General features: G+C 59.4%; 15 protein-coding genes. 9 read left to right on the top strand and 6 right to left on the bottom strand.

Features of this window, described 5'->3' with window-relative positions:
- Window positions 1–202: 202 nt before the first annotated feature.
- From ssb to AC0L8G_RS13690, 3 genes are all read left to right on the top strand, one after another.
- Window positions 203–667: a single-stranded DNA-binding protein gene (gene ssb, locus AC0L8G_RS13700; RefSeq protein ID WP_473384740.1), complete on the top strand. Its 465-nt coding sequence runs from the start codon at window positions 203–205 to the stop codon at window positions 665–667.
- 125 nt (window positions 668–792) lie between these two features.
- Window positions 793–1,176 (top strand): hypothetical protein, encoded by a 384-nt coding sequence (locus tag AC0L8G_RS13695; RefSeq protein WP_473384739.1) that lies wholly within the window; start codon window positions 793–795, stop codon window positions 1,174–1,176.
- 483 nt (window positions 1,177–1,659) lie between these two features.
- Entirely contained in the window at window positions 1,660–1,932 is a 273-nt protein-coding gene (locus AC0L8G_RS13690; RefSeq protein ID WP_473384738.1) for a hypothetical protein, read from the top strand.
- On the opposite strand, the gene AC0L8G_RS13685 is transcribed toward AC0L8G_RS13690, so the two are convergent.
- Window positions 1,933–2,916 carry an NAD-dependent epimerase/dehydratase family protein gene (locus AC0L8G_RS13685; protein WP_473388869.1) on the bottom strand — a complete coding sequence of 328 codons (984 nt, stop codon included), beginning with the start codon at window positions 2,914–2,916 and terminating at the stop codon, window positions 1,933–1,935.
- Between the two features lie 160 nt (window positions 2,917–3,076).
- Between AC0L8G_RS13685 and AC0L8G_RS13680 the strand changes: the two genes are divergently transcribed.
- On the top strand, window positions 3,077–3,988 hold the full coding sequence (locus AC0L8G_RS13680) for a hypothetical protein (RefSeq protein WP_473384737.1): 912 nt from the start codon (window positions 3,077–3,079) through the stop codon (window positions 3,986–3,988).
- 12 nt (window positions 3,989–4,000) lie between these two features.
- Here the strand turns inward: AC0L8G_RS13680 and AC0L8G_RS13675 are convergent, their stop codons facing one another.
- On the bottom strand, window positions 4,001–4,453 hold the full coding sequence (locus AC0L8G_RS13675) for a group III truncated hemoglobin (protein WP_473384736.1): 453 nt from the start codon (window positions 4,451–4,453) through the stop codon (window positions 4,001–4,003).
- Window positions 4,453–4,893: an RrF2 family transcriptional regulator gene (locus AC0L8G_RS13670; RefSeq protein WP_473384735.1), complete on the bottom strand. Its 441-nt coding sequence runs from the start codon at window positions 4,891–4,893 to the stop codon at window positions 4,453–4,455. The genes AC0L8G_RS13675 and AC0L8G_RS13670 overlap by 1 nt, the downstream gene beginning before the upstream one ends.
- A gap of 92 nt (window positions 4,894–4,985) precedes the next feature.
- On the opposite strand from AC0L8G_RS13670, the gene AC0L8G_RS13665 reads away from it, so the two are divergent.
- Window positions 4,986–5,453: a hypothetical protein gene (locus AC0L8G_RS13665; RefSeq protein ID WP_473384734.1), complete on the top strand. Its 468-nt coding sequence runs from the start codon at window positions 4,986–4,988 to the stop codon at window positions 5,451–5,453.
- Window positions 5,454–5,499: 46 nt separating this feature from the next.
- On the opposite strand, the gene AC0L8G_RS13660 is transcribed toward AC0L8G_RS13665, so the two are convergent.
- From AC0L8G_RS13660 to AC0L8G_RS13650, 3 genes are all read right to left on the bottom strand, one after another.
- The gene (locus AC0L8G_RS13660; protein WP_473384733.1) at window positions 5,500–6,570 is read right to left on the bottom strand and encodes a Kelch repeat-containing protein; all 1,071 of its coding nucleotides are present in this window, start codon (window positions 6,568–6,570) and stop codon (window positions 5,500–5,502) included.
- A gap of 30 nt (window positions 6,571–6,600) precedes the next feature.
- Window positions 6,601–7,176, bottom strand: a complete 576-nt coding sequence (locus tag AC0L8G_RS13655; protein ID WP_473384732.1) for a superoxide dismutase family protein — start codon at window positions 7,174–7,176, stop codon at window positions 6,601–6,603.
- Window positions 7,177–7,258: 82 nt separating this feature from the next.
- On the bottom strand, window positions 7,259–8,686 hold the full coding sequence (locus tag AC0L8G_RS13650; protein WP_473384731.1) for a VPLPA-CTERM sorting domain-containing protein: 1,428 nt from the start codon (window positions 8,684–8,686) through the stop codon (window positions 7,259–7,261).
- A gap of 250 nt (window positions 8,687–8,936) precedes the next feature.
- Between AC0L8G_RS13650 and gyrA the strand changes: the two genes are divergently transcribed.
- From gyrA to AC0L8G_RS13630, 4 genes are all read left to right on the top strand, one after another.
- Window positions 8,937–11,633, top strand: a complete 2,697-nt coding sequence (gyrA, locus tag AC0L8G_RS13645; RefSeq protein WP_473384730.1) for a DNA gyrase subunit A — start codon at window positions 8,937–8,939, stop codon at window positions 11,631–11,633.
- Window positions 11,630–12,130 carry a pantetheine-phosphate adenylyltransferase gene (gene coaD / locus AC0L8G_RS13640; RefSeq protein WP_473384729.1) on the top strand — a complete coding sequence of 167 codons (501 nt, stop codon included), beginning with the start codon at window positions 11,630–11,632 and terminating at the stop codon, window positions 12,128–12,130. Before gyrA ends, coaD begins: the two co-directional genes overlap by 4 nt.
- 77 nt (window positions 12,131–12,207) lie before the next feature.
- The gene (locus tag AC0L8G_RS13635; protein ID WP_473384728.1) at window positions 12,208–13,125 is read left to right on the top strand and encodes a peptidylprolyl isomerase; all 918 of its coding nucleotides are present in this window, start codon (window positions 12,208–12,210) and stop codon (window positions 13,123–13,125) included.
- Window positions 13,122–13,571, top strand: a complete 450-nt coding sequence (locus tag AC0L8G_RS13630; protein ID WP_473384727.1) for a peptidylprolyl isomerase — start codon at window positions 13,122–13,124, stop codon at window positions 13,569–13,571. Before AC0L8G_RS13635 ends, AC0L8G_RS13630 begins: the two co-directional genes overlap by 4 nt.
- Window positions 13,572–13,668: the final 97 nt, after the last annotated feature.

The raw sequence follows: 13,668 nt of genomic DNA, 5'->3' as shown, positions 1-13,668 counted from the left end.
TATAGAGGAGCGTTGTGGAAACTCTGGGTCTGGCGTTTGTATATATCGACGTTGACACCAAGAACAAGGTGTGAACATTTTGAAAAAGAACATGGTGTTTTCCCAGTCATCGCCAGAGCTGTTGCGGTGGGGAGAACCATTTATTGAGCGCACCGCGAATCCGCGCGATTAGCTCAGCAACGACAGATTTCAGGAGAGTTTCATGGCAGGCAGCGTCAACAAAGTCATTTTGATCGGTAATCTCGGCGCCGATCCGGAAGTACGTAAATTTCAGAACGGCGGCTCTGTCTGCAACCTGCGAATTGCAACTTCCGAGAACTGGAAAGACAAAAACACCGGCGAACGTCGCGAGAAAACCGAATGGCATACGGTTGCGATCTTTTCCGAAGGCCTTGTTCGTGTTGCAGAGCAATATTTGAAGAAAGGCTCGAAGGTTTACATCGAGGGCCAGCTGCAAACGCGTAAATGGCAGGACCAAAGCGGCAATGATCGCTATTCGACCGAAGTTGTGCTGCAAGGTTTCAACGGTACGCTCGTCATGCTCGATGGAAGAAGCGGCGGCGGAAGTGTTGATCGCGAATCAAATCGCAGCGGGGGCGGAATGTCCGAACGAGGAGCGTCTTCAGGCGGACAATCTTATGAAATGGACGACGACATTCCGTTTTAAACGTCGAAACGAATCAAAAAATGCAAAAAAATGCGAATGCGCGCGTTCAACGTTGCGCATATGCAATACTTTTTTAGAAAATTAAGTTATGTTTTCGCTTTCGACGCTTGATTCGGAGGTGAACCATGGCTGTCAAAAGAAAAACGACAAAGAAGAAAGCGGCAAAAAAAACCGCGAAGAGAAAAACTGTAAAGCGTAAAACGACGAAGAAAAAAGCACCAGCCAAGCGCAAGGCAACGAAGCGCAAAGCGGTGAAGCGGAAAACAACCGCGAAGAAAGCCACGAAACGTAAGGCGACAAAACGCAAAACGGTGAAGAAAAAAGCCGTTAAGCGGAAAACCGCCAAGCGCAAGACGGCGAAGAAAGCCACGAAGCGCAAAGCGACCAAGCGCAAAACGGCTAAGAAAGCCACGAAGCGCAAAACAACCAAGAAAAAAGCGACCAAGCGCAAAGCCGCCAAGAAAAAGGCTCCTGCTAAGCGCCGCGTGAAACGCCGGAAAAAGGCGTAAGCTGGTTTTTAAAGGCATAAGCGCTTGAAATTTCAGCGCTTTTGACTTGCCGCTCGCGCCAAGTGTTTTGAAGCACGACAATGCGCATTTAGAGAGGCTTTTCATCGGGCCGGCGTAAAGCAGTAACGGGCCGATGACATGCGGGGGCGCTCCGCAAACAGAATACCGAGTGCAAGCAAGCATTCGAGAACATCAGAATTTAGCTGCTCGTCATGATGACTTAGGCAGTTAGCATTCGTTCAAAGCCCCGGCGCTTATAATCGCCGGGGCTTTATTTTTGCGCTTTGTTACGGCGCCGTTCCGGTGTTTTCAGGCTTTCCATCGCCGATCCGCCAGGCGAAACGACAATTCATGGCGCATTCGCCGGCAAAAGTTTCCCACATGTTAACGCCGGAGGCGTCGATTGTGGTTTGCGCTTCGTGCTTTGCGCCGTCTTTTCGCCAGACTTATGATGTTTGCTCATCTGATCGGGGAGAGATCCGTATGAAACGAACACGCCTTCGCCCAAACATTCGCCCGCATCTTCGCATTGCAACATGTTTCGCGCTTGTCGCTGCATCCGCTTGCGCAACCCAGCCTGTCGTTCATCAATGGACGGCGCAAGGCTATCTGACGCCGGGGCCGACAGGCGAGCCCGACATAATCGGCGTTTATGACAATGAAGCGGACTGCATCGCGGCGGGTGAACACTGGACGACCCAGCAAGTGGTTGGCAATCCGGTTTACGCCGATTGCCTGCCGGTTGATCACGACTGATCAGTCTTCGACGGGAAACGGACCGTCCGTAAACACCTGGTCGTGATATCCCTTTTTGCCGATTTCGTCCTTTAGGGCGCTGAACGGGCTTTGATCCTGCTTCAGGCGCTCAAGCGCGGCGGCGAAATCGATCGCCGGCGCCCATCCGAGTTCCTTGCGCGCCAGGTCATTCACATAAACCCGGTCCAGCGTATCGAACATGCGCCAGCCGCGCCGGGCGAATTCTTCTTCATAAGGGACGTAGCGCTTCAGGACGGCGGGCGCGTTACGCCCGAGTTCGTCTAGATCGTCTTCGGTGAAGGGTGTTGTCGCGCTGATGATGTAGCGCCCGAAACCGATCTCGCCCGCGCGTTCCAGCGCACACATATGCGCCGACACCACATCGGCGATATCGGCCCGGCGATAGAGCAATTCGTTCACTTTGGCATTGAGGTCGTCAAACCCGCTGCGAATGGCGGCGTTGTCGTCATCTTCGGGAAAGAAACGCGATGTGCGCAGGACCAGGCAAGGCAGCTTGTGTTTCTTGTGGATCAGCGCGCAAAGATGTTCCGCCGCGATCTTGGTGACGCCGTAAATGTTTTTCGGGATCGGCGTGAGCTGTTCGGTGACCAGCACGGCCGGCGCGCCGGCAGGCGGGCGCATCGCATCGCCAAAAGTGCTGGTGGTGCTGGTGAAGATGAACCCCTCGACGCCTTCACGCGCGGCGGCTTCGAGCAGGTTCAGCGTGCCGGTGATGTTCACCTCGACAAATTGCTGATTGGAATGGGTCACCACATGGGGTTTGTGCAGGGTCGCGGCGTGAATGACCGCACTGGCGCCTTTCATGACGCGGGCGACAAAGTCCGGGTCGGCAATATCGCCTTGATGGGTGGTGAAGGGGCCGTCTTTAACATCGACGCCGGTAAAGGGGCGCGCCTGTGTTTCTAGGCTGCGGCAGAGCGCTTCGCCAAGATGGCCTGAGGAGCCGGTGACGAGAATGGTCATGGGCGGGGTTTTGCCGCGCGCCTGCGGCGCAGTCAATCCCGCGGCCCGCCAATCCATACGCGCGATTCCGTGATCTTCGTGATTAGTCAAATCCGCCTGCCTGTAGTAGGACCGATAGCGCACCACCTGTTATCCGGATGCTGTCTTAGGGGAGAGGCATATGAGGAGATTGTTTTCAGGGCTGGCCATGCTTGTTGTAGCCGCCGGGGCTCAGACGCCCGCCCATGCTGAAAGCCTGTTGCAAAAGCTGAAAGGCGCCGCCGACAACCATTCGTTTAACGACACGCATTTCGCCATGCGCTCTTGCGAGATCACGGCGGACCGAACGGCGATCTGCATATTGTCGGTGTCCAACCAGTATCGCGACAAGAAAATAGAAGTCACCCGCAACATCACCATACAGGATGATCGCGGCAATGATTACGCTGTCACCTCTGGCGGGTTCGGAACGGTTTCAAATCGTCCGCAATGGGACCAGATCGCGGTTGCGGATACATCCTATCAGCTCACGGTCATCGCGCCGAACCTGTCGAGCCAGGCGACCGCCGTGCGCGCGGTTGTGTTTCCCCGTTTGCTGGTGCGTTCGCCGCAAGGCCAGACGCTGGGCTATCGCGATCAGGTGATTTTCTCCAAGCCGCCGATGCTCGCCAGCGCTGCATCGGTTGAAGCAACGGCGCCCGCCGCGCCTGTGGCGCCATCGCCGTCGCCGAAACCGGTCAAGGCCAAGGCCGCGCCGAAAGCTGAAACGCCTTTCACCAATAGCGATCTTTGGATTGTTGTCGGCTATTGGGATTATGACGCCGTGGATGGCCAGTTTCTGCCCGCCAACGGTCTGGTGTTGCGCAATCTGCCGGGCGGCAATCTGGGCGTGCAATGGAGCGCGCATCTGGAGCTGAAAAATCATGCTGCGCTGCCGCCGCGCGCGCGCAATCTGTGGCCGGTGACTATCAATCCGGCGCAACGGAAAGTCTGCGCCAACTACCCGGACTATCCGACCTATCCGGCGAAAATCGACCTGCCGGGCGAGGCGGCGGATGGCGAATATCTCGTGTCGAATTGCAACGCCGGCTAGGCGTCGGGCGGGTCAGTTCCCGGATCGGGGCGCGGTGCGAAGCTCAGGCAAGCCGAACATCGCCAGCTTCAGGCTTTCGGCGATACGCCCGGCGCGTTCTGAAAAGAACATGGCGGCCTCCGGCGTCGGCGCGGTGTCGGCCAGCGTGTCGCGAAAAAGCGACAGCCACATATTGAAATGCTCGGGCTGAACCGTCGTCAGCGCCACATGTTTTGGAACCGGCCGCCCGGAATAGCGGCCGCTATTTAAGGCGACGGAAGACCAGAAATCTTTCATGCGGGCGAGATGCGGACCCCAATCGCTGATTTTTTCCGCGAAGATCGGCCCGAGTTCGGGATGCGCGCGAATGCGGTCGTAAAACGTATCCACCAGCGTCGAGATATAGGCTTCGTTGATCTTCATCGCCGCCGCGGCGTCTTGAATCTCTTTGCGGCGCTCAAGCGCCGAACGGTTTTGCGTGGTCATTACGCGGCGTCCTGTTCCAGCAGAAAACGAAGCTTTGAATTGCGCCGCACAAGGTGATCGAGCGTGTAGCCGTCAAGCACATTTAAAAACGCCGAGACAGCCTCCTTCAACACCGATTTCAGTTTGCAGGCGGGGGTGATGAGACATTCCCCGGCGCCGTTTTCGAAACATTCGACAATGGCGAAATCGGGTTCCATGGCGCGCACGATGGCGCCGAGATTAATCTGATCAGCGGGGCGGGCGAGTTTTAAACCGCCCGAACGCCCGCGCAAGGTTTCGACAAAACCTTCCTGTCCCAGATGATGCGCGACTTTCATGAGATGGTTTTTCGAAATCCCGTAGCGCGCCGCGATATCTGCGATGGTGCAATGGCGGTCGGGATTGACCGCGAGATGCATCATCACTCTGAGCGCGAAATCTGTTTGAACATTGAGCCGCATAGGCACTCCTAAAAGATGCATATCATATATTGCAAATATGCCGGCATGGCAATAGATAAGATGCATATAATATACATCTAAAGGAGCAAGCCATGACGATATTGGCGAAACTGCATGATCACGAACCGCTGCAAGCGCCGCCGGAAAGGCGGGCCGGGGTCCGGGAGAAGCGGGACTTCGAGGTCATAGAGGGCGCGCCCGCGCTGAAGCCCAATAGCAGCGTACATCGGGCGGTGTTCGCGGCGCTGGCGATGATTTACGCCGCGCTGCTGGCGGTTTTCTGGCTGACATTTCAGGGCGCCGCAGAAGCGCTTTTCATGGTGGCGATCAGCGCTGTGTATCTCGCCGCTTATGTCGGCACGCCTTATATGTTGAGCCGCGTGGGCGGACATATCGATCCGGTTCAGGATAAAACCCTGGATGTGTTTCTTCGCGAGCCTTTCGAAACCTGGACCGGCATTGTGGCCGGTTGGGAGGCGGCGCTGCAGATTTTGCTCATCCCGGCGGCTGTCCTGATCGCGGGCGCGGGTATGGGCGTGATCATCGCCATTGCGCGATAAGCCTTGCGTGAAGTCAGTCGCGAAGCAGGGTCTAAGACAGGCCGGCTTATATCTCGAATTTGTCGAGGGCGTTGGAAGTCTCGTCGCCGCTTGGTTTGGCTGCGCCGCCGAGCACATAAATCGCATCGCCAAGGGTGACGGCGCCTAATCCGTGGCGGCGCCGGGGCATGGCGGCGACGGCGCGCCATTTATCCGTGTCCGGGTCATATTCCCAGGCTTCGGCGAAGACGCCGCCGGGGGAGGGTGTGAAATATTCGCCGCCAAAGGCGTAGATCTTGCCGTTCAGCACCGCAGCGGCGAGCCCGCCCTGCGCCTTGGGCATCGGCCGCGCCATTTCCCAGCGATCGGAAAGCGGGTCATAGACTTCGACGACATTGGAGTTGCCGTCGCTGACCGTGCGGCCGCCTATGACGTAAAGGACGCCATTCACCACCGCGCCGGCGGATGAGTTGCGCGGCGTCGGCAAGGGCGCCAGCGCGCGCCAGCGATTATCGCCGGCATCATAATACCAGTGCTCATCCGTATCGATATGATCGGACCATTCGGCGTTGCGGCTGCCCGAGGGCGAGCGCCCGCCCGCCACATGGATGAAGCCGTTAAGGGACTGGCACACGCTCTCCGCCTGCGGATGGGGCAGCGGGGCCATGGCGTTCCAGTCGCCGTTAAGCGCGGTCAGGCGCCAGTTATTGGCGCGCATTTGCCAGCCGCCATTGCGGTCGCGGGCGAAGCCGCCGACGCCGTATAAAAAGCCGTTATTATTGACCAGCGCGATATGGTGGCGCGGTTCGGGCAGGGGCGTCGCAAGGCCCCAGGCGTCATAGGCCGGATCGTAAAACGTGACTTTGCCGGTGACGTTGAAGGCGCCGTCCGGCGTCAGGCCGCCCGCATTGACGATCAGGTCGAGCGGCTTGGGCTTCGGCGATGTTCCGGGGTCGGATGATTTGCGGAAGGGCGCGGGATAAATCTCCTGCACCGGGAACGGCATGTTGGAAAGCGGCGTCCATGCGCCCATGGGCCCGTCTTTTTTGGCGAAGGCGGGCGCGCTTGCGTGAAACAAGGCGCCGGCGCCAAGGGCGGTTCCCCCGGCCAGCACCAGCCGTCTGTCGATCTGTTTCATATTTTCCCCCTACGCCACCAAAATCTTCGCCTAGCCCCCGAGATGCACGGCCGCACAGGCGACGCGCGCGCCTGCGCCGCCAATCGGCTGTGTGATGTGATCGTCGGCGTTTGTATGCACGACCACAGCGAAGCCATCCGCATCGGCGAGCGGTCCGCCGCTGTCGAGCGATATCGCGCCGTTGAAAATTTCCGCGACGCCAACGCCGTCTGCGCCCGCATGGATATTCGGCATGTCGGCGGCTTCATAGCCGTTCGGATTGAGCAGGCCGTGTTCATTGCCGGCCGGATTGATGTGCGAGCCGGAGGCTTTGAAGCCGTTAGCGCCGTCGCTGCAATCGCCGATCTGATGCAGATGTATGCCGTGCCAGCCTTCGCCTAGACCGCTGAGCGAGATGCGCATCAACACGCCGCCGCCGGGCGCGCCGGTAAAGCCGATCTCGCCTGTTTTATTGCCTTCTGCGTCGACAAAGTCCGCGACGGTCGAGCCCCAATCCGCAAGAGGGGGCGCCGCTTCAGTGGCGACGGCGCCGTCAGAATTGCTGCAAGCGGCGAGCAATGCGGCGGAACCAATGGAAATAGCTAGAAAATTCTTCGCTGAGATCACGCGTCACCTCGTCTGGCTGACGGTGATCCTAGCTTAATTTTCGGCCCGAAGAAACCAAGCGCTTCTTGAGGCTGGGGGCGCGCTACCGGGCTTTGCGGCGCCGGCTGGCCGCGCCGAACAGGCCAATCCCGCCCGCGAACAGCCAGAGCGCTGCGGGCAGCGGCACTTCCGAGGCGAGGTCGGAGATCGCGAATTTTCCGTCCGTGAACGAAAAGAACTCGAAATTGGTGAAGAGCAACTCGCTGAGCGAGCCGTCGCCATTGCGGAAGGTCAGGGTCGAAGCGAGCGAGGCGAGGGTCAGGGAGACCAGATCGCCCGAGGCGACGGCGTCAAAGGCGATGACGTCATGATCGCCTGCGCTGCCGTCAAACAGGTTGCCGCCGCCGACCAGCGCCATTTGCGGACCCGTCAAGGTCAGCACATCGGCGCCGTCGCCAAGATCGGCGACGCCGTTGATGATCCCGCTGCCGAGCAGGATGAGGGCGTCGTCGCCTTCTTCAAGAAACAGCGCCGTGCCGCCCGTGCCGGTGATGGTTCCCGCATTGGTGATGAACTGGCGCGCATTGTTGTCCGGGTCCACATTGACGCCGATGACGCCGCTGATCAGGCCGCCAGCCTGATTGTTGATGGTGGAGATTGATGCCGGGTCGACGCCGGCGTCGAAATCAACACCGTCTTCGACGCCTTCGGCGATGATCACGCCGGAATTGACGATGGTTCCGGTGTCGATGTCGACGCCGTCATTGGCGACCGAACGGATCGTGCCGGTATTGGTGATGTCTGCATTGAGGCCGGTCTGGAAGGCGTCGTCATTGGCTTCAAGCGTGCCGTTATTGATCAAGGTGATGTTGTTTCCGCCGGTGACGCCTTCGCTAGTGCCGCTGGTGGAAAGCGCCGAAATCAGGCCGTCATTGGTGATCGTCGCATTGTCGTCGGTGATCTGCACGCCGTCATCGCCGCCGCGTATCGTGGCGCCGAGCTTGTTGTTGATGATCGCCCCATCGCCGGCGCGGATGCCGTCGCTTGACGTGCCGATGATCTCGCCGAAATTATCGATGATGACGCTTGTCGCAATTTCCGCTTCAACGCCGCGGTCGCCGCCGGTGATGGTGGAGCCGACGCCGTTAAAGACAACATTATTCGCGCCCTCAAGCTGAACGCCGTTATCATCGCCGCTGATCGACGCGCCGGCGAAATTGTTCACCGCGCTGCCCGCGCCTTCGAGTTGGATGCCCTCATCATCGCCGATAAGGGCGCCGTTATTATTGACCGTGTTGTTGTCGCCATCGAGATTGAAAGCGTCGCCGCTGGCATTTGAGACCGTGACGCCCGAATTGACGTTGACGGTGACATTGTCGCTGCCATCGGAAAGCCCGTCATTGTCGTCGGCGGCGCAGCTGACGACATCGCCATTGCCCGGATTGTCGGGAAGGCATTCCGCCAGCGCCGCGCTTGTGGAAAAAGTCAGCGCACTCAATGCGGCTGTGATGAAAAGCGTCGATTTTCGCATCAAAAGTCCCCCAAAACTGACTAAAAATCAGTCTTAAGGGCGCTTTTGGCCGGCGCAAGCGCCGCGCCGCCAAGCGGCGAAAATTTCATATAATCGTCGTAAACGCGTGGCCTTGGCGGGCCCCCGATGCTATGGCAGAACCACTCTTTTCCAGCTGATTCCAAAAGGTTCCCAAGTGGCCGAAGATGATGGCGATATCCCGGGTGATATTCCGGAAGATCCAGAACAGACACCGCCCCAAGACCCTCGCATGACGCAGAGCGAAGGCGCGACGATTTCCATCGAAGACGAGATGCGCAAGTCGTATCTCGACTATGCGATGAGCGTCATCGTCAGCCGCGCGATTCCCGATGCGCGCGACGGGTTGAAGCCGGTGCACCGGCGCATCCTGTGGTCGATGCACGAAAACGGCTATACGTGGAACAAGGCTTATCGCAAGTCGGCGCGCGTCGTCGGTGATGTGATCGGTAAATATCACCCCCATGGCGACCAGTCGATTTACGACGCGCTTGTGCGTATGGCGCAGGATTTCGCCATGCGCCTGCCGCTGATCGACGGGCAGGGCAATTTCGGCTCGATTGACGGCGATCCCCCCGCCGCGATGCGTTACACCGAATGCCGGATGGGCAAAGTGTCGAGTGCGCTGCTCGACGATATCGAAAAAGACACGGTCGCCTATCAGGACAACTATGACGGGTCCGAACAGGAACCGGTTGTCCTGCCGGCGAAGTTCCCGAACCTGCTGGTCAACGGCTCCGGCGGCATCGCCGTCGGCATGGCGACAAACATCCCGCCGCACAATCTCGGCGAAGTCGTCACCGCCACGATCGGCATGATCGAGAACCCGGATATCTCCGATGAGGAGTTGATCGAAATTGTTCCGGGTCCTGATTTTCCGACCGGCGGCATCATTCTCGGCCGCTCCGGGTCGAAGGCCGGTTTGCTGCTCGGCCGCGGCTCCGTGGTTATGCGCGGCTGCGCCAATATCGAAGAAATCCGCAAGGACCGCTACGCCATCATCATCACCGAAATTCCCTATCAGGTGAACAAGGCGATGATGGTGCAGCGTATCGCCGATCTGGTGCGCGAGAAAAAGATCGAAGGCATCGCGGATATTCGCGACGAGTCGAGCCGTCAGGGCATTCGCGTCGTGATTGAGCTGCGCCGCGATGCGACGCCGGATGTGGTGTTGAACCAGCTTTACCGGCACTCGCAACTACAGACGAGTTTCGGCGTCAACATGCTGGCGCTGAATGGCGGCAAGCCGCAGCAATTGTCGCTGCGCGACGTGCTCGCCGCCTTTATCGATTTCCGCGAGGAAGTGATCACCCGGCGGACGAAGTTTGATCTCAACAAGGCGCGCGACCGCGCGCATATTTTGGTCGGCCTCGCCATTGCGGTCGCCAATATTGACGAGATTGTCGCGCTTATTCGCGCCGCGCCCGATCCGGCGACGGCGAAAGAGCAGTTGATGGCGAAAGCCTGGCCGGCGAAGGATCTGGCGCCGCTGGTGCTGCTGGTTGCTGATCCGCGCCATTTGATGACCGACGGCGACACGCTGAAACTGTCGGAAGAGCAGGCGAAAGCGATCCTCGATCTGCGCCTGCAACGCCTGACGGCGCTCGGCCGCGACGAGATCGGCGACGAGTTGAAAGGTCTTGCGGAAAAGATCGCAGATTACCTCGACATTCTGCGCAATCGCGACCGCGTCATGACCATCATCAAAGACGAGCTTATCGCAGTGCGCAGTGAGTTCGCGACGCCGCGCCGGACCGAGATTATCGACGCCGAGGGCGAGGTCGAGGATGAAGACCTGATCGCGCGCGAGGAGATGGTCGTCACCGTCACCCATGCGGGCTATGTGAAGCGGACGGCCCTGTCGACCTATCGCGCGCAAAAGCGCGGCGGCAAGGGCCGCGCCGGGATGAAGTTCAAGGACGAGGATTTCGTCAACCAGCTATTTGTCGGCGAGACCCATACGCCGCTCTTGTTCTTCACCTCCACCGGCATGTCCTACAAGCTGAAGCTCTGGCGCCTGCCGGAGGGCGCGCCGAATTCGCGCGGCAAGGCCTTCGTGAACTTGCTGCCGCTCGGGCCCGATGAGCGGGTCACCAACATTCTGCCGCTCCCTGAAGACGAAGAGTCCTGGGACAAGCTGCATGTCATCTTTGCGACGCGCTCCGGCAATGTCCGCCGCAACAAGCTTTCCGACTTCCAGCGCGTCAATCGCAACGGCAAGATCGCGATGAAGCTTGATGAAGGCGACCGGCTTGTCGGCGTGAAAGTCTGCCGCGAAGACGAGGACGTCTTGCTGACCACCGCGACCGGCATGTGCATTCGCTTCCCCGTCGACACGGTGCGGGTCTTCGCCGGCCGCACCTCGACCGGGGTGCGCGGCATCCGCCTTGATAAAGGCAACACCGTCATCTCCATGGCGATCCTGCATCATGTGGAGACCTCATCGGAGGAAGCCAAAGCCTATCTCAAACACGCCGCCGCCATGCGCCGCGCCGTGGGCGAGGCGGATGCGGAAGAACCGGAAGATACCGATGTGCCTGACGTGGCGATCAGTCCGGACCGGGTCGGCGTGCTTGGCGCGTCGGAACAGTTCGTCCTCACTGTCACCGAAAACGGCTATGGCAAGCGGACCTCTTCTTATGAGTACCGCACCTCCGGCCGCGGCGGCAAAGGCATCATCGCGATCCAGACTTCAAGCCGCAACGGACCGGTGGTCGCTTCCTTCCCGGTCGAAGACAGCGATCAGATCATGCTCGTCACCGATGGCGGGCAATTGATCCGCACGCCGGTGGAAGGCATCCGGGTCGCCGGGCGCAACACGCAAGGCGTCACCATCTTCCGCACCCGCGAGGATGAAAAAGTGGTCTCCGTCGGCCGCGTCGAAGATGTGGACGGGGAGGAAGATGAGGCGGAAGGCGGAGCTGAATGACCAAACTGATCGGCCTGTATCCGGGCACGTTTGACCCGCTGACCCTCGGTCATGTTGACCTGGTCGAGCGCGCGGTGAAGCTGGTCGATGAGCTGATTATCGGCGTCGCCATCAACCGCGATAAAGGCCCGCTTTTTTCGCTGGAGGAGCGCGTCGCCATGGTCGAAAAGGAAATGGCGCGCATTACCAAAGCGACCGGCACGCCGATCAGCGTCAGGCCCTTTGAAAGCCTGCTGATGAAATACGCCGAGGAAGTGAAGGCGAATATCATCATTCGCGGCCTCCGGGCGGTCTCCGATTTCGAATATGAGTTTCAGATGGTCGGCATGAATCAGGCCCTCAATGACGAGATCGAAACCGTCTTCTTGATGGCCGATGCGCGCTACCAGTCCATCGCCTCGCGGCTGGTCAAGGAAATCGCCCGGCTTGGCGGCGATATATCCTCCTTTGTGCCGGCCGATGTGGCCGGACAGCTGAAGGCGAAATTTTCCAGCTGACCCGTTCGCATTTTTCGCCGGAACCCCCTATATGGTGTCCGGATTGAAGCGCTGGCGGGCGGCGTCAAGGAGTTGAAATGCGTTTAAGATCAATGTTGTGGAGCGTTGCGGCGCTTGCGTTGGCTGCGCCTGTCATCGGGGCCCCGGCGGCTTTCGCGGCTGACGAGGACGAGGACAAGGAAACCGCGGCGCAGGTTCTTGAGCGCGCTGGCGAGCCCGATTGGCGCCCGCTCGACCCCGAAAACACAATCTATATGGACCTGCCTGCAGGCACGGTGGTGATCGAGCTGCGGCCCGATTTCGCGCCGGAACATGTGCAGCGGATCAAGGAGCTGACCCGCGAAGGCTTTTATGACGGGCTGTCCTTTCACCGCGTGATTGAGGGCTTCGTCGCCCAGGGCGGCGATCCGAAAGGCGACGGCACGGGCGGCTCCGACAAGCCGAACCTGCCGCCGGAATTCACGCGCGAGGAATCGACGGTGACCGGTCTGCACGAGATCGGCCGCGACCGCATCGCGCCGCGCATAGGATATATTGACGGCATGCCCGTCGCTGCGCAGCCGAAAGGCCTCAGGAGTTTCCTGATGGGCGGCCGCGTTGATATGTGGGCGGTGCATTGCCCGGGCGTTATGTCCATGGCCCGCGCCACCAACCCGGCGAGCGCCAACAGCCAGTTCTTCCTGATGATCGGCGATGCGCGCCTCAGTCTCGACCGCCGCTACACCGCCTGGGGCTGGATCGTCGACGGCTTCGAAGCGACGCGGCGCATTGTGCGGGGCGAGCCGCCCTCACGGCCGACGCCGATCATCCGCATGCGCGTCGCAGCGGACATCCCCCAGGCCGAATTGAAAGACATTAAAATTTTGAAGACCGACAATGAGATCTTCACGGATTATCTCAAAGCCTCTGGCGAACTCAGCGATAATGGTTTTGTGAAAGACATTTGCGAGATCAAAGTGCCGGTCAAAGTAGACGGAAAGATTGAAAGACGATGAGCGACAAACTAATCCTGACCCTCGACACCGGCGAAGTGACGATCGAGACCTTCCCGGACAAGGCGCCGGGCCATGTGGCGCGCGTTAAAGAGCTTGCCGATGCAGGCTTTTACGACGGCATTCCGCTGCACCGGGTGATCGACGGCTTCATGGCGCAGATGGGTTGCCCGCGCGGAGACGGCACTGGCGGCTCTGACAAAGAGAACCTCAAAGCCGAGTTCAATGATGTCAGCCATCAGCGCGGCGTTTGCTCCATGGCGCGGGCGCAAAACCCCAACAGCGCTAACAGCCAGTTCTTCATCTGCTTTGCAGACGCGTCATTCCTCGACGGCCAGTACACCGCCTGGGGCAAGGTTGTAGAGGGCATGGAGCATGTGGACGCCGCCGAAAAAGGCGAGCCGCCGCGCAATCCGACCAAAATCGTCTCCTTTCGGACGGCTGCATAAGCTGAAGGCAAGGAATTCTTTAAGAGAAACTGGCAAAAAGGCGCGAATCCAACGCGCCTTTTTGTTTGAGCAGAATCAGGACCGCCGGTGTCGCAAC

Source organism: Hyphococcus sp. D3-15 (genome assembly GCF_055809375.1).
This window is presented reverse-complemented; position numbering and strand designations above follow the sequence as displayed.